A 21,080-nucleotide genomic window follows, 5' to 3' on the forward strand; every position below is an offset into this window, starting at 1 on the left:
CGCGCAGCCGTGCGGGCGGCGCGCGCGGGGACGGTAGCCGAAAGCTCCTGGGCCGTAGCCGAAAGTCTGCGGGGCATCGACCTTCGGCCCCCCGCCGCCTTCCCGGGTTCGCCGTGCGGCCGATGTGCGGGGGCGGGCGGCGGCCCGAGGATCGACGCATGAAGAAAGGTCTTGAGTTCCTCGGTCTGATCCTGCTGCTCCAGGGCGCCTTCGCGATCGTGCGCGAGCTGACCGACTGGCCGCTCACCTGGGGCGTCATCCAGCACCTGGACTTCCTGCGGGGGTACGAGCTGTACGCGGGCATCGCGCTCGTGGTGCTCTCGGTGGCCGTGTTCGCGGCGGCGGAGAGCAGCGGCAAGGGGGGCTGACGTGTGCGGCTCCGGTCGCCGCGTACGTACGAGGCGACCGGAGCCGACGGGTCCGGATCGGGTCAGCAGCCGTGGTCGACCAGGTCGAAGGACTCGTGACGATCCTCGCCCCCGCGGGTGGGGGCGATTCCCTTCAGTTCGCGTGAGCGGGCTTCGGGGTTTCACGCATCCGCCCCCGGCCGGTGGCCGGGACTCGCACCGTGAGGTGCTGCGCGTGCTGTTGGTGACCGTGCCGCCCGTCCGGCGGGCACGGGCCTCGATCTCTACCGAGGCGCTGTGGTCGGCGTCGTCCTCGTGTCCGCAGTGGACACAGGCGAACAACCGGCCGCATCCCTTGCGGGATTCGGGGTCTACCTGGCCGCAGGCGGCGCAGGTCTGGGAGGTGTGGAAGGGCAGGACCGCGATCAGGACCGACCCGTACAGCTTGGTCTTGTATGCGAGTTGGCGCCGTCGTTCGCCGGGGGTGTTGTCGAGGATCGACCGGTTGAGTCCGGCTTTCTGCCGGACGTTCCTGCCCGGTTTCTGGACGGTGCCCTTGGCGGACTTCGTCATGTTTTTCACGCGCAGGTCCTCGATACCGACCATGCCGTGGTTTTTGGCGAGGCCGGTGGTGAGCTTGTGCGTGAAGTCGGTGCGACGGTTGGCCTGTCGTGTCTTGAGCTTGCCGATCTGGCCGATCGTCTTGCGCAGACGCGTCCCGTATCTGCCCTGGTTGTGCTTCTTCGCGTGCGTGATCTGGCGGGCCTTCTTCTGCTCCAGGTGCTTGAGTCGGGCCTCCTCGTTCTTTGTCAGGGACGGCGGCATGAGACGCGCCGTGTTCTCGGTGGAGACGTACGCGGACGCGGCGACCCCGAAATCCACGCCGCATGCCGGTTTCCCGTTCAGCGGCGCCGGCTTGGCCCCAGTGTGGACACCGAAAGAGATGTGCCACCCGTTTCCGTCCCGGGACACGGTGGCGTTACGGATCGTCCCCCCGATCGCACGGGAGAGCCGGAACCGCAGCCAACCCAGCTTCGGGATGCGTACCTCGGCCCACTTGCGGTTGACCTTGCGGACCCCGACGGCCTGCCCGGGGAACGGGACCGACAGCCGGTGCCCGCGCTTCTTGCGCGCAGGGAAGCCAGCGGGGTGCTCCGGATTCCAGAAGTTGTCGTACGCGGCGTCGAGGTTGCGGAGGATCTGCTGCCCGGCCTGCGCCGGAAAGTCCCCCATCCACTCCAGATCGGCGCGCGCGGCGGTGAGGTGCCTGCACTGCTCGACGGACCGCAGCGTGTACCCGCGCTGCTCGTACAGGTACACGCGCTGTTCCAGGGCCACGTTCCACAGAGCGCGCCCGGTGTGTCCCCACCCGGTCAGGACCTGGTCCTGTGCCTCGGTGGGTTACGCACGGTACTTGCGCCCCATGTCCGCCTTCACCTCCCTAATGTACCGTTGGTTTATGTCCGACATGACCCAGATTCGTACAGGCAGACACTGCACGTTCGCCCTTCACGCGCACTTGGTTTTCGTGACGAAGTATCGGCACAAGGTCTTCGCCGACCGGCATTTGGTGCGCATGGAGGAGATCATGCGGGACGTGTGCGCCGACTTCGAGTGCGAGCTGGTCGAGTTCAACGGCGAGAAGAACCACGTCCACCTGCTCGTGAACTTCCCGCCGAAGGTCGCTCTGTCCAAGCTGGTCAACAGCTTGAAAGGCGTCAGCTCCCGCAGGCTTCGTCAGGAGTACCCCGAACTCGTGCGGCACTACTGGCGAGCACAACGCCTCTGGTCCGGGTCCTACTTCGCCGGATCCGCCGGCGGGGCACCGCTGTCGATCGTCCGTCAGTACATCGAGCAGCAAAACCGCCCGCTCTAGCCTGCGAGTTGGAGCACTTCTAAGATCGTTTCACCACCGCCCTGAAGGACGGTGCACTGCGATTAGTTCCGGTAGCCGGAGCCCTGCCCGGCGCAGCAGCCCCTCACGGTTCTGGAAGACGGTGCCGTCCTGCGGGTACGGGTAGGGGCCGTCCGCCTCGATCAGGTCGAGGGCGTCGTGGGCCTCGGGCGGCAGAGCGGAGTAGCAGATGTCGCCGACGGCGGCGACGGTCGCGGAGTGGGCGTCACGGGAGCGGGGCCGCGTTTCGCGGCCGGTCCGCCGACGAGGAGCGCGGCCGCCAGAGCGACACCTGTTGCGATTCGTCGGGGATTCGCATGCCTCCTAGGATGACGCGCATAGAGCCTGACGCACCAACATCAAGTGCAGCAATTTTTTCGTGAGTTCACTCGTGCTGGCCGCCCCGGCGTCACGCCCGGAGGTAGGCGAGGACCGCGAGGACGCGGCGGTGTCCCTCGCCGTCGATGTGCAGTTCGAGCTTCTGCAGGATGCTGCTGACGTGCTTGTTCACGGCCGCCTCGGTGACGTACAGCTCGCGCGCGATGCCGGCGTTGGCGCGGCCCTCGGCCATCAGGGCCAGGACCTCGCGCTCGCGTGGCGTGAGCCGCCGCAGCGGGTCCTGGCGGCGGTTGAGGAGCTGGCGGACCACGTCAGGGTCCACCACCGTGGCACCGGCGGCGACTTGGGTGACGGCGTCGACGAACTCGGCGACCGCGCTGACCCGGTCCTTGAGGAGATAGCCCACCCCGCTGTCCGAGCCGAGGTCGAGGAGGTGGGCGGCGTAGGACTGCTCGATGTACTGGCTCAGGACGAGGACCGGAAGCGCCGGGTTCTCGCGGCGCAGGGCGATGGCGGCGCGCAGGCCGTCGTCGCTGTGCTGCGGGGGCATGCGGACGTCGGTGACGACGATGTCGGGGCGGTGCTCCCGCGCGGCGGCGACCAGCGCGTCGGCGTCGCCGACGGCGGCCGCGACCTCGTGGCCGAAGCGGATGAGCACCCCGACGAGTCCGTCCCGCATGAGCGGGGAGTCCTCGGCGAGTACGACGGTCAGCGGCACGGCAGCTCCACGTGCAGGAGTGTAGGTCCGCCCGCCGGGCTGGAGAGACGGAGCCTGCCGTCCGCGGCGGCGACCCGGTCGGCGAGGCCGGTCAGCCCGCTGCCCGCCCCGGGCTCGGCGCCGCCGGCCCCGTCGTCCGTGACGGTCAGGGTGAGGAGGTTGGTGTGCTGCCGGGCCTGCACGTGGGCGTGGGTTCCGCCGCCGTGCTTGGCGGCGTTGGTGAGGGCTTCGGAGATCACGAAGTACGCGGTGGTCTCCAGGGGCACGGGCAGCCGGCCGGGCAGGCGGATGTCGACGGTGACCGGCAGCGCCGAGCGGGCGGCGAGGTTCTCGACCGCGGCGGCCAGACCGTGGTCGGTCAGGGCCTTGGGATGGACGCCTCGGCTCAGGTCCCTCAACTCCTCCACGGCCAGGGTGAGTTGCGCTTGCGCCTCGGCGAGCCGCGCGGACAGCGGCGAGCCGGGCTCGGCGTCGAGGCGCGCCAGGCCGAGCCGCACGTTGAGGGAGACGAGCCGCTGCTGCGCCCCGTCGTGCAGGTCGCGTTCGATGCGCCGCCGCTCCTGGTCGAAGGCGTCGACGAGGCGGGTCCGTGAGGCACGTACGTCGGTGAGCTGCCGGCCCAGTTCGCTGTCGCGGGGCGCGAGCATGAGGCGGGTGACGGCGGCTCGGGCACCGGCCCAGGCGGTGATGGTGTAGGGCGCGGCGGGCAGCAGGCACAGCCCGACGACGAGCAGCGGCCAGGCGCCCGGGTCGTCGACGGGCGACAGCATCACCAGGACGGGCACGGCCAGGGCGAAGGCCAGGACGAGGAAGTCCATCCACCACAGCGCGGTCAAGGACACGGCGGTGAAGCCGAGTTCACGCCAGGTCGCCTGCTCGTGCAGCCGCGTGTGCAGCCAGCCGCGCACGCCGGGCCGCTCCGGTGCCCGGTGCGGGTCGGACACCGGGTCCAGGTCGACCAGCCGCAGCCGCCACCGCTCGAACCGGGTGACGACGACACCGGAGAGGGCCACGCCGAGCAGCAGCACCGCCCCCACCAGCACGATCAGCGAGGCGAACCCGGCGATCAGCAGGCTCACCAGGACGAGGGTCGCGACGGCGCCGAACGCGACCCCGGACAGCAGGTAGGCCAGGGACCGCCAGGGCCAGCTGGAGCGGAGCAGCTTCAGCGGGTTCTGGGCCAGGGCCTGCCAGGCGTTGCGGTGGCGCATCCGTCGAAGGTAGCGGCACGGGGATCTTGCGGCAGTAGTGCCCGCACTACCTTCGAACTCCCCTGTACGCCAATGTGCGAGGGGTGCGCCGGCCGGTGCACTGGTCGGCATGAGAATCCCCGCTGTCCACTCCCGTACCCGCCGTGGTCTCGCCGCCTTCGCGGCCGCGCTCGGCATCACGGCGGCGACGCTGCTCGGCGCCGCTCCGGTCCCTGCCGCCGAGCGCGCTCCCGCCTTGAATGCGGCGGCGATCGACCGTTTCCTGCACGACTACGTCGAGGAGACGGGACTGCCGGGCGCGGTGGTCGCCGTGACCCGGGGCGAGGAGGTGGTGCACTCGGCCGGCTACGGGCACACCGCGTCCGGCCGGGCCATGACCGCGAGCACGCGGGTGCCGGTGGCGTCGCTGTCCAAGGCCATGACCGCCCTGGCCGTGATGCAGCTCGCCGAGGACGGACTGGTGGAGCTTGACCGGCCGGTGCGCCGCTACCTGCCCGAGTTCACCCTGGCCGACCCGCGCGCCGAGAAGATCACCGTGCGGCACCTCCTCACCCAGAGCTCGGGCATGGCCGACTCCACGTACCCGGATCTGACGCGGGCTCAGCCGCACACGCTCAAGGAAGCCGTCGCCGCGATGCGTGACGCGCGCCTCGCCACGGCTCCGGGCGCCCGGCACAGTTACCACAACCCCAACTACTTCGTGGCCGCACGCCTCGTCGAGGTCGTCGGCGGACGCCCGTTCGCGGAGTACATGGCCGAAGAGATCTTCCGCCCGCTGCACATGACCCGTACGTCGTCCGTCGCCGGAACGGAGCAGATGCCCGGACAGGCGCGCGGCCATGTGCGCGCGTACGGGACGACCGTGCCCGTCGACCACCCCCGCTGGTTCGCCGCGGGCGGCCATGGAGTGGTCACCACCGCCGACGATCTCGCGCGGTGGCTGATCGTCCAGAGCAACCAGGGTGTCTCCGCAGACGGGCGGCGCATCGCCTCCGCGCGGACCATCGACGTCACGCACACGCCGCCGGCCACGCCACGGGACAGCGACTACGCGATGGGCTGGTCGGTGAACACCCACGAAGGGCCCCGGCGGATCCAGCACACCGGTCAGCTGCTCACGCACAACTCCATGGCGACGCTGCTGCCGGACAGCGGGACCGGGATCGCCGTCGTCACCAACACCGGCATGCTGTCCGGGGACGACGCGGCCCAGATCACCCAGGGCCTCGTCGACCTCGCCCAGGGCAAGCGGGCCGAGGTGGCCGAGCCGTTCTCCATGACGGCCGACTGGGTCCTCGCCGCGCTCACCCTCCTCGCGCTCGCCCTCGGCACCCGTGGTGCGGTCCGCGCCGGACGGTGGGCTCGGCGCACGTCCGGTCGGGCGTGGTGGCGGCTCGCGCCGCGCGTCCTGCCGTACGCTCTGCCCCCGCTGCTCCTGACCCAACTCGCCGCGCTCGTCGGCCTGTTGATGCGCCGGTCCGGAACACTCGGCCAGGTCGCGTACGCCTGGCCCGCCCTGGTCGTCTGCACGGCCGCGGCGGCTCTCGCCTCGTCCGTGGTCCTCGCCGCCCGCCTTGTCGCGGTCGTCCGGGTCAGAGCGAGGCGTACTCCGGGGCGCCTTCGCGCTCGTACGTGCCGATGACGACTCCCGTGCGGGTGACGCGGGTGTCGGCGTTGCGGAAGGCCGTGGGCAGGGTGCCCGCCGCGAAGAGGCGCTCTCCGGCGCCGAGCACGACCGGCACCGTGATGAGGTGCACGGTGTCGATCAGCCCGTGCCCGAACAGCGCCCGCGCGAGACCGGCGCTGCCGTGCATCTGGAGTTCGCGGCCCGGCTTCTCCTTCAGCGCCGTGACCTCTGCCGCGAGATCGCCGCCGATGACCTGGGCGCCCTCCCAGTCGGCGCCGGTCAGGGTGGTGCTCGCGACGTACTTCGGCAGGGAGTTGAGGGCCTCGGAGACGGGGTCGCCGCTCTGCTTGGGCCAGTACGCGGCGAAGATCTCGTACGTGCGACGGCCGAGGAGGAAGGCGTCCGCGCGCCGGAAGTTCTCGTCGACGAACCCGCTGAAGTCCTCGTCGAAGTACGGCCAGACCCAGCCGCCCTGGGTGAAGCCGCCGCCGGTGTCCTCGTCGGGCCCGCCGGGGCCCTGCATCACGCCGTCGAGGGTGACCATCTGGGTGAGTGTGAGCTTCATGACCCGTCCCGTTGTCTCGTGAGCGCCGCTGTCACCAGGAATGACCGCCCGCCCACCGGAAACTCATCGCTCACCCGCACCCCGGGATGCCCTGTCCGATTCCCGCCAGCGCCCCCGCGGCCCGCCCGCTGTACTTGAACACGCAAGCACAACAACACGGCGGATACAGCAAGGAGTACGGATATGAGCGGCAAGGTGGCACTCGTGACGGGCGGCAGCCGGGGCATCGGCGCGGCGATCGCGCTGAAGCTCGCGGAGGACGGCGCCGATGTGGCGATCACCTACGTACGGGACGAGGCCGCGGCCCAGGACGTCGTCGGCAAGATCGAGGCGACGGGACGGCGGGGTCTCGCGATCCGGGCGGACGCGGCCGACGCGGCAGCCGCCGTGGCGGTGGTGGAGCGCACGGTCGGCGCGTTCGGCCGGCTCGACGTGCTCGTGAACAACGTGGGCGTCGGCGTGCTCGGCCCGCTGGACGACCTCGCGCTCGACACGGTCGACCGGGTCCTCGACGTCAACGTGCGCTCGGTGTTCCTGACCTCGCAGGCCGCGGCCGCGCGGCTCGGACCCGGCGGCCGGATCGTGACGGTCGGCAGCTGCATGGCGCAGCGCGTACCGGGCCCCGGCGGGACGCTGTACGCGACGAGCAAGGCCGCGCTGATCGGCCTGACCAAGGCGCTCGCACGGGAGTTGGGCGGGCGCGGCATCACCGCGAACCTGGTGCACCCGGGCCCGATCGACACCGACATGAACCCGGCGGACGGCCCGTTCGCCGAGGCGCAGAGCGCGATGACGGCCCTGGGCCGCTACGGCTCGGCCACCGAAGTCGCCTCCATGGTGGGCTACTTGGCGGGCGCGGAGGCCGCGTACGTCACCGGCGCGGAGTTCTCCGTCGACGGCGGGCACGCGGCGTAAGCCTCCGGAAAGGCGGATGGGGCGCGCCGGGGCTGTCCTCCCGGCGCGCCCCAGGGGCGGTGCGTGTCGTCAGCCGCCCAGCTCCTGGTGACGGGCGGCGAGGCGGGCCGCGCCGTCCTCGGTCAGGGAACCGAAGAGACGGAGGCGGGAGATGCCGCCGTCGGGGTAGATGTCGATGCGGACGTGCGTGCCCTTGGCCGCCGTGTCGAGCACGAACCGGTGGTTGGTGTCGGGCTGCAGGCGGGTGCGGGGAAGGACCTCGGTCCACTCGCCGGACTCGCCGTCCTTCACCGAAAGCGCGGCCCAGCCGGCCGAGTTGCCCTTGAGGTACGCGGTGTCGATCTCGACGGCGCGGATCTCGGACTGCTGGACCAGCTGGTAGCGGATCCAGTCGTTGCCCTTGTCGCGGCGGCGGCGGGTCTCCCAGCCGTCGTCCATCTTGCGGGAGCGGCCCGGCTGGATGGTGTTGGTGGCCGGGGAGTAGAACCGGTCGGAGGCGTCCTCGACCTGGCCGCCGTTCTCCAGGGCGACCACGTCGAACGTGCCGAGGGCGGCGAGCCACTTCGGGTCCGGCACGACCTCGCCGTAGACCCGCAGGCGGGCGATGCCGCCGTCGGGGTGCTGGTTGACGCGCAGGTGCGTGAAGCGCTGCTCGGCGGTGACCTCGAAGCCGTTGGCCGCGTGGCCGCCGACGGCGGTGCGCGGGACGAGCGTCGTCCACTTCACGTCGCCGGAGAGCAGCTCGTCGGGCGTGGGCGAGCCCTCGACGTTGGCGCCCTCGATGGACACGGCCTGCGGGTAGTTGCCGCGGAAGTGGGCGGTGTCGACGACGATGCCGCGGATGACGCCGGGGGCGCCGAGGCGGACGAGCGCCCAGTCGTGGTCCTCGTCGGTGGGGTGCGGGACCTCGGCCGAGACACCGCGCCGACGGCGGGTCTCCCAGCCGTCCATGATCTTGCCCTTGTGGCCGAAGTGCTCCGGGTCGAACTCGGCGGCCTCGGGCTTGAGCAGGTTCTCCCGCTCGGCGAAGAACTCGTCGTTGGCGGCGATGACACCCGCGCCGAGCTGGCGGTCGGCCAGGTTGGCGTACTGGGTGAAGGGAAACCCCGACGGACCAGGGGTGCGGTAGTCGGCGTACGGCTCGCCGCCGCCGTAGGGGCTCGCGTCGCCGGTGAAGGTGGCCAAACCGGAATTATTCTGCGCCACGGGGATCAGTTCTTCCTTTCGAGGAGTCGGCCGGAGGGCACGGTGAATTCGCCGCCCGCGTGGATGCGCCGGCCGCGCAGCCAGGTGGACTTCACGACGCCGTGCAGGGTCTTGCCCGCGTACGCGGTGACCTTGTTGCGGTGCTGGAGTCCGGCGGGGTCGACGGTGAAGGTCTCGTCGGGCGCGAGGACCGCGAAGTCGGCGTCGCGGCCGGCCTCGATGGCGCCCTTCTGGTCCAGGCCGACCAGCTCGGACGTACGCGCCGACATCCAGCGCACCACGTCGTCGAGCGAGTGGCCGCGCTCGCGGGCCGCCGTCCAGATGGCCGGGAGGCTGAGCTGGAGGCCGGAGATGCCGCCCCAGGCGGTGGCGAAGTCGTCGGTCTTCAGGTCGGCGGTGGACGGCGAGTGGTCGGTGACGATGCAGTCGACGGTGCCGTCGGCGAGCGCCTGCCACAGCAGGTCCTGGTTGGCGCCCTCGCGGATGGGCGGGCAGCACTTGAACTCGCTCGCGCCGTCCGGGACTTCCTCGGCGGTCAGGGTGAGGTAGTGCGGGCAGGTCTCGACGGTGAGCTTGACGCCCTCGGCCTTGGCGGCGGCGATCAGCGGCAGCGCGTCGGAGGACGACAGGTGCAGCACGTGCACGCGGGCGTTCAGGCGCTTGGCGGTCTCGATGAGGCCCTTGATCGCCGCGTCCTCGGAGATCCGCGGCCGGGTCTGCAGGTAGTCGCCGTACTTGGGGCCGCTCAGGTGCGGGGCGGAGTCCAGCTCGTGCGGGTCCTCGGCGTGCACGATGAGCAGTCCGCCGAACCCGGCGATCTCCCCCATGGACGCGGCGAGCTGCTCGCGGTCGAGGTGCGGGAACTCGTCGACGCCGGAGGGCGAGAGGAAGCACTTGAAGCCGTAGACGCCGGCGTCGTGCAGGGGCTTGAGGTCCGCCACGTTGTCCGGGAGCGCGCCGCCCCAGAAGCCGATGTCGATGTGCGCCTTGGCGGCGGCGACTTCCTGCTTCGTCCGCAGGTTGTCGACCGTCGTGGTCGGCGGCAGGGAGTTGAGGGGCATGTCCACGAGGGTGGTGATGCCGCCGGCGGCCGCGGCGCGGGTGGCGGTCCAGAAGCCCTCCCACTCGGTGCGGCCGGGGTCGTTCACGTGGACGTGGGTGTCGACGATGCCGGGGAGCAGCGCGTCGTCCCCGAAGTCCTCGAGCCGGGCGCCTTCGGGGACCTCGGTCTCGTACGGAAGGACGGCTGCGATCTTCCCGTCGGCGACGGCGACGGAGGCGGCGCGCGTGCCCTCGGGGGTGACGACTCGCGTCGAGCGAAGGACCAGTTCCACGTCGGACACCCGTTTCCCCTCTCTTCCTCTTCCGCGGCTCTGTCGAGTACGGAAGGGGGTATTGGTATTCAACAATCTGTTGAACGAATCTTCACCGCGCCGTCCGGCCCAGTCAAGACCCCCCGAGCGCACCCGGAGGGCTTCGTTCCGGTTCTCTACCCAGACTAGAGCTTTCCATGAAGCGAAAGCTATATTTCGCTACGCAGAATATACTTACGTACAAGACCGGGCCACCGGGCACCCGCACGCGAGGAACCGACGGGTAGGCTGCACGTCCGCCTGCTCCTGAGCACCGAAAGGACCGCGCCGTGCCGACGTCCAACGCCAGCGACGCCTCCACCGAAAGCGCCTCCAAGCCCGCCGCCAGCGGTGGAGTCCAGTCACTTGAGCGCGCCTTCGACCTGCTCGAGCGCATGGCGGACGCGGGGGGCGAGGTCGGCCTGAGCGAACTCTCCGCGAGCAGCGGTCTGCCGCTGCCGACCATCCACCGCCTGATGCGCACCCTTGTCGCCACCGGGTACGTCCGCCAGCAGCCCAACCGCCGCTACAGCCTGGGCCCCCGCCTGATCCGCCTCGGCGAATCCGCCTCCCGCCTCCTCGGCACCTGGGCACGGCCCTACCTCGCCCGCCTGGTCGAGGAGACCGGCGAGACGGCGAACATGGCGCTGCTCGACGGCGACGAGATCGTGTACGTGGCGCAGGTGCCGTCCAAGCACTCGATGCGGATGTTCACGGAGGTCGGGCGCCGCGTCCTGCCGCACTCCACCGGTGTGGGCAAGGCGCTGCTCGCCGGCACGCCCGCCGAGGAGGTCCGCGCCCTGCTCTCTCGTACGGGCATGCCCGCCGCGACGGAGAAGACCATCACCACACCGGAGGGGTTCCTCGACGCGCTCGCCGAGGTCCGCCAGGCGGGGTACGCGGTGGACGACAACGAGCAGGAGATCGGCGTCCGCTGCCTCGCGGTCCCGGTCCCCGACTCCCCCACGGCGGCGGCCATCTCCATCTCCGGCCCGGCCGGCCGCGTCACCGAGGCCGCCACGGAGAAGATCGTCCCGATCCTCCAGCAGGTCGCGGCGGAGCTGTCGGTGGCCCTGGCGAACACGAACGGGTCCTGAGGGGCCCGGAGTCCGGGTCTCCGGACACCGACTGACGCAAGCGGACGGGCCCGAGCACGCCGAAGCGACCGGCGGGCTACGGGCCCGTCCGCACCTCCGGAGGGCTTCGGACCCGTCCGCACCTCCGGGGGGCTACGGGCTCGTCCGTGCCTCCGGCGGGCTTCGGACCCGTCCGCACCTCCGGCGGGCTTCGGGCCCGTCCGTGCCTCCGAACGGCTTCGGGCTGGTGCGTGCGTACGGCCCACCCCGGAGCCCGACCGCGCGTACGGCCGGGCCGGTGCGTCAGTGTGTGGCGGTGGGCAGGTGGAGGTGGCCGTCGTGGACCTCTGCTGTCTGGTCGACGGCGGTGAGGTGGGTGCGGTCGTGGGTGACCAGGACCGTGGCGGTCGCCCGCTGATGGGTGAGCCGGGTGATCAACTCGATGACGGCGGCGCCGCGTTCGTGGTCGAGGGCGCTGGTGGGCTCGTCGACCAGGAGCACGGTGGGGTCGTTCATCAGGGCGCGGGCGATGTTGACCCGCTGACGCTGACCGCCCGAGAGCTGGTGGGGCCGCCGCCGGGCCTGGTCCACCAGGCCGACCGCGTCGAGGAGTTCGAGGGCGCGGGTGCGGGCACCGGCCGGTCGGCGGCCGTCGATCTGGGCCATGACCTGGAGCTGTTCGACCGCGGTGAGCGACGGCACCAGGTTGGGCTGCTGGAAGACGATCCCGATCTTGTGCCGGCGCAGCTCGGCCAGCTCCGCGCGGGTCATTCCGGTGGTGGTGGTGCCGTCGACGGTCACGGTGCCGGTGTCGGGCGTGATGAGGGTGGCGGCCACGGCGAGGAGGCTGGACTTTCCGGAGCCCGAGGGCCCCACCACGGCGGTCAGGCTGCCCTTCGGCACGTCGAGGCCGACCCCGTCCAGGGCGGTCAGACGGCTGTCGCCGTCGGGGTAGGTCAGGGTGATGTCGGTCAGGTTCAGGCTCATCGGGCGCTCCCCAGAGCGGTCAGCGGGTCGACGGACGTGATGCGGCGGATGGACAGGGCGGCCCCGAGCGCGCCGAGCAGGATCATCACGGCGGCGGGTACGAGGACGGTGGCGGGCGTGAGGAGGAACGGCACCGCGCCACCCGCGACGACGGCGCCGAGCCCGGCGGCGACAGCGGTACCGAGCAGCGTGCCGCCGGTGAGCAGGACGAGGGCCTGGCCGAGGGCGTCCTTCAGGAGGTTGGCCGTGGAGGCGCCGAGTGCCTTCAGGACGGCGACGTCCGCGCTGCGCTGGATCGTCCAGACGGTGAAGAACGCACCGATGACCAGGGCCGAGATGGCGAACAGGAAGCCGCGCATCAGCTGCAGTGAGCCGTTCTCGGAGGTGTACGAGCCGATCGCGGACAGGGAGTCCTGCTTGGAGACGGTCTCGGTGCCCGCTGCCCGGTCCGCGGCGCCGAGGTCGGCGGCCGGGTCGGCGTTCAGAGCGATCACGGTGGCGGCCGGGCCGTCGGCCTCGGTGGGCGGCGCTGCCTTCCGCCAGGTCGTCAGGCTGGTCCAGACGACGGGCGTGTGGCTGAAGGAGGCGTCTCCCCGTACGGCGGCCACGGTCAGCCGCTGCCCGGCGAGCGTGAGGGTGTCCCCGGGCCGCAGGCCGAGGTCGTCGGCGGCCGTGGTGGACAGGACGGCGGACGTGTCGTCGATCCTGCCGCTCTCGGGGGCGAGCGAGGAGCCGGGCCGCACGCCGAACGCGGAGACACCGGCGCTCCGGTCGCCGGCCGTGGCCTTGGTCGTGGTGATGCCCAGCGGTTCGGCGGAGGTGACCCCGGGGGTACTCGCCCACGCCCGCCACTGCTCGTCCGTGACGGTGGAGTCGGCGTACGACAGGTCCTGTCCGCGGCCGGGGGCGTTGAAAGCGATCCTGTCGGCGGGCAGGCCGGTGACGGCGGAGATGTTCTGCTGCCCCAGGCCGGCCGTCAGCCCGGACAGCAGGCCGACAAGCAGGGTGATCAGCACGATGACGGTTCCCATCAGGGCGAAGCGCCCCTTGGCGAACTTCAGGTCTCTCCAGGCGACGAACACGGCTCGGCCAGCCCCTTCAGGTGGTGGAATCGGAAGGACTCCACCGTCGCCGTCGAGCCCCCGCCCGGGCATCTGGCGCAGGACGGCACCTCGGGGATCGAAGGGCGCCAGGCGAGTTGTAACTTTCGATGGAGGCCGCTTCGGGCCCGGTCTCCTTAGGCTGGAACGACTGTGAACGCCACCGCCCCCTCCCTGACCCCGACCACCCGGATCCTGGCCTGGTGCCTGCACCTGCTGATCGTCGGCCTGCTCGCCCTGACCGCCGTCCGCGCGGTGGCCGACGGCCGGCCGCACGCGGGGGCGGTCGTCACGGTGACCGTGGTGTGCGCCCTGGTGTACGCGGCGGGCCCGCTGCTGCCGCGGATACGGCGGTCCCGGTCGGCCGCCGCGTGGTGGCTGGCCTGTGTGGGCGTCTGCTGGCTGGCCCTGCTCGCCCTGTCGGGCGACGGGGTGTGGGTGGCGTTCCCGCTGTACTTCCTCCAACTCCACCTGCTGCCCCGCCGTGCCGGGCTGCTCGCGGTGCTCGCGACGGCGGTGGCGGCGATCGCCGCGTACGCCGCCCACCAGGGCTCGTTCGGCGCGCCCATGGCGATCGGCCCGGCCCTGGGAGCGGCTGTGGCCGTCGCCGTGGTGTGGGGGTACCAGGCCCTGTACCGGGAGAGCGAGGAGCGCCAGAAGCTCATCGACGAGCTCACCGCCACCCGCGCCGACCTCGCCGCCGCCCAGCACACCGCGGGCGTCCTGGCGGAACGTGAACGCCTGGCCCGGGAGATCCACGACACCCTCGCCCAGGGGCTGACCAGCATCCAGCTGCTGCTGCGCGCCGCCGAGCGGGCCCTGCCCGAAGCGCCGGACAACGCCGCCCGCCACGTGGACCAGGCGCGGCAGGCCGCCGTCGACAACCTGGCCGAGGCCCGCCGCTTCGTCGCGGCGCTCACCCCGCCCGCCCTGGAGGACACCACGCTGGCCGGCGCCCTGGAACGGCTCTGCGCCACCACGTCCGCCCGGCACCGGCTCACCGCGCGCTTCCGTCTCGACGGCGAGCCGGTGCCGCTGCCGACCGCGCACGAGGTGGCGCTGCTCCGCATCGCCCAGTCCGCCCTTGCCAATACGGTCCAGCACGCCGGTGCCGAGACCGCCGATGTCACCCTGCGTCATCGCGGCGGCCGCGTCTCCCTCGGCGTCGTGGACGACGGCGCCGGATTCGCCCCGGACCGGCTGCCCGCCCCCGACCCGGAGCGCGGCGGCTTCGGACTGGCCGCGATGCGCGCCCGGATGCAGGCCCTCGGCGGCACCTTCACCCTCGACTCGGCCCCCGGCCGGGGCACATCCCTGACCGCCGAGCTTCCTCTGGAACCCCGTACCGACCCTCGTACGGACCCTCGTACGGACCCTCGTACGGACCCCCGTACCGACCCCCGTACGGACCCCCGTCCCAACCCCCGCACAGCCCCCTCCGCAGACCCCCGCACCGACGGCGAACCCGAGGCCCACCGATGACCGAGAGCCCCATCCGGCTGCTGCTCGCCGACGATCACCCGGTGGTACGGGCCGGGCTCCGAGCCGTTCTGGAGACCGAGCCCGGCCTCACCGTGGTCGCCGAGGCCGCCACAGCCGAGGAGGCGGTCACGCGTGCGGCCCTGGGGGACATCGACGTCGTCCTGATGGACCTGCGGTTCGGCCGAGGCATGGGCGGGGCCGAGGCCACCGCCCGGATCACCGAAAGCACCGACGCGCCCCGCGTCCTGATCGTCACCACGTACGACTCCGACGCGGACACCCTGCCCGCGATCGAGGCGGGCGCCACCGGCTACCTCCTCAAGGACGCCCCGCCCGAGGACCTCGCGGCCGCCGTCCGCACGGCCGCCACCGGGCGCACGACGCTCGCCCCGGCCGTCGCCGACCGTCTGATGCACCGGCTGCGCACCCCCGCCACCACACTGACCCGGCGCGAGACCGAAGTCCTGTCGCTGGTGGCCGAGGGCCTGTCCAACCAGGCGATCGGCGGTCGGCTGCACCTCACCGAGGGCACGGTCAAGTCCCACTTGGCGCGCATCTACGCGAAGCTCGACGTCGACTCCCGCACCGCCGCGGTGGCAACGGCGACCGGACTCGGCCTCATCCGCCGCTGAACCGGTCCCCGGCAACTCCCGTACCCCGCCCGGCAGTCGGCGCGGGCGCCGTACGGAAGTCGTCCGCGCGCAGAGCGCGCAGCGCGCGTCGTACCCCCTTCGGGCGGGCCGGGCCCGGCACAAGGCGCCAGGCGCAGGCCGCGCGCCGGCGGACGTGCCGGGCGACCTTCCCGCCGCGGCCGCGCGGAGCGCCCGTACGGCGGGACGGGCGGGTGCCGAGCAGCAGCACGTCGGACTCCCGGTGGGCGACCTTGCACAGCGCCGGGCCCGGCCGGTCGCGTACGACGAGACGGCGCGCCGTGACCCCGCGCGGGTTGCCGCCGAAGGCCTCGTCGAAGGCGCGGTCGAGGCAGATCCTGGCCTGGGTCTTCCACAGGGCGGCCCAGACCCGGTCCGGGTACCGCAGGTACAGGGCCTCGCCCTCGGGCGGCTCCCAGGCGTGCACGGCGACCAGGACGCGGCCGGAGCGGCGGGCCTCGGCGGCGCCCGCGCGCAGGGCGGCCAGGCTCGCGAGGGAGCCGCTCACTCCGACGACGACGCGTCCGGGATCACCTCCCGCGGCCACCTCGTCCACGTACTCCACCGTGCTCTCCCGCACCATCGCCGCCTCCTCCCACAGCCAGTCCGATCCAGGCCACTTCCCCCACAGGGCCGACCACTGCCCCCAGTCTGTAGAGTGATTGGCCAGCCCAGGAGGGCCAATCACGAGGAGTTGGCATGGCAGAGACGCAGGTGGTCCGTTCCGTGGACAGCACCCTCGGCAGCCGTCGGCTCGCCGGGCTCCTCACCGCGACCGCGGGCGAGCGGCCCGGCTACCGCGCCCTGGCGCAGGGCGTCCGCACCCTGCTGCTCGACGGCCGGATCGCGCTGCGCACCCGGCTGCCCGCCGAGCGCGAGCTCGCGACGGCCCTCGGTATCAGTCGGGCCACGGTCACGGCGGCGTACGACCTGCTGCGCTCGGACGGCTTCGCGCACAGCAGGCGCGGCTCGGGCACCTGGACCGTGCTGCCCGAGGGCCGGCGGCCCAGCAACGTCGCGTACGCGGAGACGGACGACGTCATCGACCTGGCCATGGCCGCTCCGTACGCACCGCAGGGCGTGCTGACCGAGGCGCTCGCCGCGGTGACGGGTTCGATGGCCCGGCACGCGGCGACGGCGGGCTACCACCCTTACGGGCTACCGGAGTTGAGGGCGGCGGTGGCGGAGCGGTTCACGCGCCGCGGTCTGTCCACGCTGCCCGAGCAGATCCTGATCACCTCCGGCGCCCAGCAGGCGGTGTCGCTCACCCTCTCGCTCCTGACCCGGCCCGGCGACCGGGTCCTGGTGGAGAACCCCAGCTACGCGAACGTCCTCGACGCGGTCCGGAGGGACGGACTGCGGGCGACCCCCGTGCCGGTGACGGACGAGGGCTGGGACGCCGAGGTGGCGGAGTCGACGCTGCGGCAGGCGGCGCCCCGACTCGCCTATCTCGTACCGGACTTCCACAATCCGACGGGCCGCCTGATGCCCGTCGAGCAGCGCCGGCGGATCCTCGACACGGCGCGCCGCACGGGCACCTGGCTGCTCGTCGACGAGACCCTCACGGACATCGCGCTCGACGTCCCGCCGCCCGCGCCGTTCGCCTCGCTCGCCGGGCACGGTGTGGGCGAACAGCTCGTCACCGTCGGCTCGTTGAGCAAGACGCACTGGGGCGGTCTGCGGATCGGCTGGGTGCGGGCGAGCACGCAGTTGGTCACCGAGCTGGCCACCCACCGCGTGCCGACGGACATCGCGAGTTCCGTCCTCGACCAGCTGCTCGCGACCGAGCTGATCGAGCGTACGGACGCGGTGCTCAAGGAGCGGCTGCCGCTGCTGCGCTCGCAGCGGTCGGCGCTCGCGGCCGCGCTCGCCGAGCAACTCCCGGAGTGGCGTTGGCAGTTGCCGCCCGGCGGGCTCTGCCTGTGGGTGGACCTGGGCGCGCCGGTCTCCTCGGCCCTGGCGACGGCGGCACTCGACCACGGCGTACGCGTGGAGGGCGGCTCGCGCTTCGGCGCCGATCCGGGCACGCACGAGCACCGCCTCCGCATCCCCTACGCGCTGCCCGCCGAGCTCTGCGTGGAGGCGGTGGGCCGGCTGGCCAGGGCGCTGGCGGCGGGACTGCCGACGGCCGACGGCGAGGGCAGGCCCCGCCACTGGGTGGCCTGACCCGCCACCCGGTTCACGCCGGGGCCGGTCCCCCGAAGACGTCCACCGCTTCCCGTACGTCGGCGAGCGCACCGGTCAGGGCGCTGACCGAGCCCACGGAGCAGGCGATCAGGAGCAGCGAGCGCCGCAGCCGCGGCAGCTCGGGAGCCCCGTGGGAGGCCATCGCGGCGAGCGCCGCGAGTTCGTCCTCGGCGATGCCGCGGTCCGGGAACTCGGACGGGTACGCGGCCAGTTCGCGGCGCAGCCGGGATACGGCGGAGCTCAGTCGCTCCACCTTCGGATCCAGGTCGCCGCCCACCACCGGTCGTCTCTGTCGCACGCTTCGCAACACAGCTCATCCCCCTCGCACTCGGTCGTGCGCCCGTGTCTCGTGTCAGGTGGATCTGATGCTTCAGGTGGATCTGATGCCTCAGGTGGTTCTGGCGGTTCCGCCACGCCCACCGCGGTTCCCCCGCGCCCCCGGTCCCCCCAGGCCCTGCCTGGCTGCGATGGTCGGTCGCCGGGGACGCGGGTCAGTTAACGCCACGCGGCGGCGCGCTCGCCACTCCCGTGACTGAATTCGACCGCCTCGTCCCCTGTCCGGGACTGAGCGAAGTGTTCCGTTCCGTCCCGCGCGACAGCGCAGGCGTTCGTAGGCTGGCGGTAGGAGCGGGGTGCGGCTCGAAGAGCCGGACCGGTACGACGGAGTTGGCCGAATCGCGGAGGCTGGGCCATGAGACAGAGCGAGACGGCTGCGGTAAGGGAGCCGCGCGTCGCGGGGCTGCTGCTCGCCGCGGGCGGCGGGCGGCGGCTCGGCGGCCGCCCGAAGGCACTGCTGCCGTACCGGGGCCGCCCCCTGGTGGAGCACGCGGTACGGGTGCTGCGTACGGGCGGCTGCGCCGAGGTGCACGTGGTCATCGGTGCGGCGGCCGATCGCGTACGGGAGGAGGCCGCGCTCGACGGCTGCGTCCTGGTCGAGAACCCGGAGTGGGAGCAGGGCATGGGCTCGTCGCTGCGGGCCGGGCTCGCCTCGCTCGCGGCGGGGCAGGCGCAGGCACAGGCACAGGCGCAGGCGCAGGCGGCGCTCGTCTCGCTCGTCGACCAGCCGGGCATCGGCGCGGAGGCGGTACGCCGGGTGGTGGCGGCCTGCACGTCCCCGTCGAGTCTGGCGTGTGCCGCGTACGACGGCGGGCGCGGGCATCCCGTGCTGTTCGGGGCCGAGCACTGGCCGGGCATCGCGGCGACGGCGACCGGGGATCGCGGGGCGCGCGCTTACCTGAACGAGCACGAGGCGGAGATCACACGCGTCGAGTGCGGGGACGTGGCCGAGGCGTACGACATCGACACGGAGGCGGACCTGGCGCGGTTGGAGTGAGCGCGGGCGGTGACCCGGTGCAGGAGCGTGAAACCGGCCACGCATCGGGCAGTGAACCTGGAGTGATCGGAATGGCACTCAGAGCCATGTTCTGTCGACTCGGAGAATCTCGACATCAACACACCTTGAACTTCCACTATGAGGAAACTACTATCCACTGGTCAGAAGCGCCCCGCGCTCCGGCGGCCTAGAAGCCGGTCATGCCCCTTCGCGGCACTCAGTGCCGTGTTCTGGCCACCCCGTCTTCCGGTGTCGCAGCGGCTCCGAGGCCTTCGGGCCGCACCTGTTCATCCCGCTGAAGGAAGTGACAGCTCATGTCCGCACCAGCGCCGTCCCCGCTGGCCATCGTCGACGCCGAGCCCCTGCCTCGGCAGGAAGAGGTCCTCACCGACGCCGCCCTCGCCTTCGTGGCGGAGCTGCACCGGCTGTTCACGCCCCGGCGTGACGAGCTCCTCACCCGCCGCGCCGAGCGCCGCGCCGAGATCGCCCGCACCTCTACGCTCGACTTCCTCCCGGAGACCGCTCGGATCCGTGAGGACGACTCCTGGCGCGTGGCCCCCGCGCCCGCGGCCCTGAACGACCGCCGCGTGGAGATCACCGGTCCCACCGACCGCAAGATGACCATCAACGCCCTCAACTCGGGCGCCAAGGTCTGGCTCGCCGACTTCGAGGACGCCTCGGCCCCCACCTGGGAGAACGTGGTCCTCGGCCAGGTCAACCTGATCGACGCCTACACGCGGAACATCGACTTCACCGACCCGAAGTCCGGCAAGTCGTACGCCCTGAAGGACGCCGACGAGCTGGCCACCGTCGTGATGCGCCCGCGCGGCTGGCACCTGGAGGAGCGGCACCTGAAGTTCGACGGCCGCGCCGTCCCGGGTGCGCTCGTCGACTTCGGCCTGTACTTCTTCCACAACGCCAAGCGCCTCATCGAGCTCGGCAAGGGCCCGTACTTCTACCTGCCGAAGACGGAGTCACACCTGGAGGCCCGCCTCTGGAACGACATCTTCGTCTTCGCCCAGGACTACGTCGGCATCCCGCAGGGCACCGTCCGCGCCACCGTCCTGATCGAGACGATCACGGCCGCGTACGAGATGGAGGAGATCCTCTACGAGCTGCGCGACCACGCGAGCGGTCTCAACGCCGGACGCTGGGACTACCTCTTCTCGATCGTCAAGAACTTCCGTGACGGCGGCGCCAAGTTCGTCCTGCCGGACCGCAACGCGGTGACGATGACCGCGCCGTTCATGCGCGCCTACACCGAGCTGCTCGTGCGCACCTGCCACAAGCGCGGTGCGCACGCCATCGGCGGCATGGCGGCGTTCATCCCGTCGCGCCGGGACGCCGAGGTCAACAAGGTCGCGTTCGAGAAGGTCAAGAACGACAAGGACCGCGAGGCCGGCGACGGCTTCGACGGCTCCTGGGTCGCCCACCCGGACCTGGTGCCGATCGCCATGGCCTCCTTCGACGCGGTGCTCGGCGACAAGCCGAACCAGAAGGACCGCCTGCGCGAGGACGTCGACGTCAAGCCGGAAGACCTCATCGCGATCGACTCGCTCGACGCCAAGCCCACCTACGACGGCCTGCGCAACGCCGTCCAGGTCGGCACCCGCTACATCGAGGCCTGGCTGCGCGGACTCGGCGCCGTCGCGATCTTCAACCTGATGGAGGACGCGGCCACCGCCGAGATCTCCCGCTCGCAGATCTGGCAGTGGATCAACGCGGGGGTTGTATTCGAGCACGAAGGCCAGGCTGTGACCGCCACCGCGGACCTGGCCCGCAAGGTCGCCGGCGAGGAACTCGCCAAGATCCGCGAGGAGATCGGCGACGAGGCCTTCGAGGCCGGCAACTGGCAGCAGGCACACGACCTGCTCCTGACGGTGTCGCTCGACGCCGACTACGCGGACTTCCTGACGCTGCCCGCGTACGAGCAGCTGGCCGGCTGAGTCCGACCGAGCCTCACCGTGCCCCCGTGGCGCGCCCCAGCGGCGCCTACGGGGGCACACCCGTCTCCGGCCCCGCGACCGCAACACTTCAGCCGACCGGCCGACGCGCCAACTTGCCCTTCCCGCAAGGCCGTTGATGGACTGC

Annotated in this window: 19 protein-coding genes and 2 pseudogenes; 10 read left to right on the forward strand and 11 right to left on the reverse strand. The window is 72.0% G+C overall.

The window, feature by feature from the left end:
* The first annotated feature begins 158 nt into the window (after positions 1–158).
* Entirely contained in the window at positions 159–368 is a 210-nt protein-coding gene (locus QIT00_RS02715; RefSeq protein ID WP_282533399.1) for a hypothetical protein, read from the forward strand.
* Between the two features lie 309 nt (positions 369–677).
* On the opposite strand, the pseudogene QIT00_RS02720 reads toward QIT00_RS02715, so the two are convergent.
* A pseudogene (locus tag QIT00_RS02720) lies at positions 678–1,724 on the reverse strand (RNA-guided endonuclease InsQ/TnpB family protein); the annotation flags it as partial.
* A gap of 82 nt (positions 1,725–1,806) precedes the next feature.
* On the opposite strand from QIT00_RS02720, the gene tnpA reads away from it, so the two are divergent.
* Positions 1,807–2,223, forward strand: coding sequence for an IS200/IS605 family transposase (gene tnpA / locus QIT00_RS02725; RefSeq protein WP_282533400.1), 417 nt, complete (start codon positions 1,807–1,809; stop codon positions 2,221–2,223).
* A gap of 93 nt (positions 2,224–2,316) precedes the next feature.
* Here tnpA and QIT00_RS02730 read toward each other — a convergent pair.
* The 3 genes and pseudogenes from QIT00_RS02730 to QIT00_RS02740 form a co-directional block, all read right to left on the reverse strand.
* Positions 2,317–2,543: pseudogene (locus QIT00_RS02730) on the reverse strand (ribonuclease); the annotation flags it as partial.
* Positions 2,544–2,650: 107 nt separating this feature from the next.
* A complete protein-coding gene (locus QIT00_RS02735) occupies positions 2,651–3,298 on the reverse strand; it encodes a response regulator (protein WP_282533401.1) in 648 nt (215 codons plus the stop codon).
* Positions 3,289–4,509, reverse strand: a complete 1,221-nt coding sequence (locus QIT00_RS02740) for a sensor histidine kinase (RefSeq protein WP_282533402.1) — start codon at positions 4,507–4,509, stop codon at positions 3,289–3,291. Before QIT00_RS02740 ends, QIT00_RS02735 begins: the two co-directional genes overlap by 10 nt.
* Positions 4,510–4,618: 109 nt before the next feature.
* Here QIT00_RS02740 and QIT00_RS02745 point away from each other — a divergent pair, with 109 nt between their 5' ends.
* Positions 4,619–6,151: a serine hydrolase domain-containing protein gene (locus QIT00_RS02745; protein ID WP_282533403.1), complete on the forward strand. Its 1,533-nt coding sequence runs from the start codon at positions 4,619–4,621 to the stop codon at positions 6,149–6,151.
* On the opposite strand, the gene QIT00_RS02750 is transcribed toward QIT00_RS02745, so the two are convergent.
* Positions 6,102–6,701, reverse strand: coding sequence for a dihydrofolate reductase family protein (locus QIT00_RS02750; RefSeq protein ID WP_282533404.1), 600 nt, complete (start codon positions 6,699–6,701; stop codon positions 6,102–6,104). The two genes, QIT00_RS02745 and QIT00_RS02750, sit on opposite strands and share 50 nt — an antisense overlap.
* A gap of 183 nt (positions 6,702–6,884) precedes the next feature.
* Here QIT00_RS02750 and QIT00_RS02755 point away from each other — a divergent pair, with 183 nt between their 5' ends.
* On the forward strand, positions 6,885–7,616 hold the full coding sequence (locus tag QIT00_RS02755) for an SDR family oxidoreductase (RefSeq protein WP_282533405.1): 732 nt from the start codon (positions 6,885–6,887) through the stop codon (positions 7,614–7,616).
* 69 nt (positions 7,617–7,685) lie between these two features.
* On the opposite strand, the gene alc is transcribed toward QIT00_RS02755, so the two are convergent.
* Entirely contained in the window at positions 7,686–8,801 is a 1,116-nt protein-coding gene (gene alc / locus QIT00_RS02760; protein ID WP_282533406.1) for an allantoicase, read from the reverse strand.
* A 26-nt stretch (positions 8,802–8,827) separates the two neighbouring features.
* On the reverse strand, positions 8,828–10,165 hold the full coding sequence (gene allB, locus QIT00_RS02765; protein ID WP_282533407.1) for an allantoinase AllB: 1,338 nt from the start codon (positions 10,163–10,165) through the stop codon (positions 8,828–8,830).
* 299 nt (positions 10,166–10,464) lie between these two features.
* Between allB and QIT00_RS02770 the strand changes: the two genes are divergently transcribed.
* The gene (locus QIT00_RS02770; RefSeq protein WP_282533408.1) at positions 10,465–11,271 is read left to right on the forward strand and encodes an IclR family transcriptional regulator; all 807 of its coding nucleotides are present in this window, start codon (positions 10,465–10,467) and stop codon (positions 11,269–11,271) included.
* Between the two features lie 282 nt (positions 11,272–11,553).
* Here the strand turns inward: QIT00_RS02770 and QIT00_RS02775 are convergent, their stop codons facing one another.
* Entirely contained in the window at positions 11,554–12,237 is a 684-nt protein-coding gene (locus tag QIT00_RS02775; protein ID WP_282533409.1) for an ABC transporter ATP-binding protein, read from the reverse strand.
* Positions 12,234–13,319 (reverse strand): ABC transporter permease, encoded by a 1,086-nt coding sequence (locus QIT00_RS02780; protein WP_282533410.1) that lies wholly within the window; start codon positions 13,317–13,319, stop codon positions 12,234–12,236. Before QIT00_RS02780 ends, QIT00_RS02775 begins: the two co-directional genes overlap by 4 nt.
* A gap of 171 nt (positions 13,320–13,490) precedes the next feature.
* Here QIT00_RS02780 and QIT00_RS02785 point away from each other — a divergent pair, with 171 nt between their 5' ends.
* Both QIT00_RS02785 and QIT00_RS02790 read left to right on the forward strand, forming a co-directional pair.
* Complete coding sequence (locus QIT00_RS02785) at positions 13,491–14,819, forward strand: sensor histidine kinase (protein ID WP_282533411.1); 1,329 nt, start codon at positions 13,491–13,493, stop codon at positions 14,817–14,819.
* Positions 14,816–15,451 (forward strand): response regulator, encoded by a 636-nt coding sequence (locus QIT00_RS02790; RefSeq protein WP_282533412.1) that lies wholly within the window; start codon positions 14,816–14,818, stop codon positions 15,449–15,451. Before QIT00_RS02785 ends, QIT00_RS02790 begins: the two co-directional genes overlap by 4 nt.
* Here QIT00_RS02790 and QIT00_RS02795 read toward each other — a convergent pair.
* Positions 15,438–16,052, reverse strand: a complete 615-nt coding sequence (locus QIT00_RS02795; RefSeq protein WP_282533413.1) for a universal stress protein — start codon at positions 16,050–16,052, stop codon at positions 15,438–15,440. The two genes, QIT00_RS02790 and QIT00_RS02795, sit on opposite strands and share 14 nt — an antisense overlap.
* A gap of 116 nt (positions 16,053–16,168) precedes the next feature.
* Between QIT00_RS02795 and yczR the strand changes: the two genes are divergently transcribed.
* Positions 16,169–17,635: a MocR-like transcription factor YczR gene (yczR, locus tag QIT00_RS02800; RefSeq protein WP_282533414.1), complete on the forward strand. Its 1,467-nt coding sequence runs from the start codon at positions 16,169–16,171 to the stop codon at positions 17,633–17,635.
* Positions 17,636–17,648: 13 nt separating this feature from the next.
* Here the strand turns inward: yczR and QIT00_RS02805 are convergent, their stop codons facing one another.
* The gene (locus QIT00_RS02805) at positions 17,649–17,936 is read right to left on the reverse strand and encodes a DUF5955 family protein (RefSeq protein ID WP_282533498.1); all 288 of its coding nucleotides are present in this window, start codon (positions 17,934–17,936) and stop codon (positions 17,649–17,651) included.
* Between the two features lie 411 nt (positions 17,937–18,347).
* Between QIT00_RS02805 and QIT00_RS02810 the strand changes: the two genes are divergently transcribed.
* Positions 18,348–18,989, forward strand: coding sequence for a nucleotidyltransferase family protein (locus QIT00_RS02810; RefSeq protein ID WP_282533415.1), 642 nt, complete (start codon positions 18,348–18,350; stop codon positions 18,987–18,989).
* Positions 18,990–19,303: 314 nt separating this feature from the next.
* Positions 19,304–20,935, forward strand: a complete 1,632-nt coding sequence (aceB, locus tag QIT00_RS02815; RefSeq protein ID WP_282533416.1) for a malate synthase A — start codon at positions 19,304–19,306, stop codon at positions 20,933–20,935.
* Positions 20,936–21,080: the final 145 nt, after the last annotated feature.

The organism is Streptomyces luteolus, assembly GCF_029968015.1.
Lineage (GTDB): Bacteria > Actinomycetota > Actinomycetes > Streptomycetales > Streptomycetaceae > Streptomyces > Streptomyces luteolus.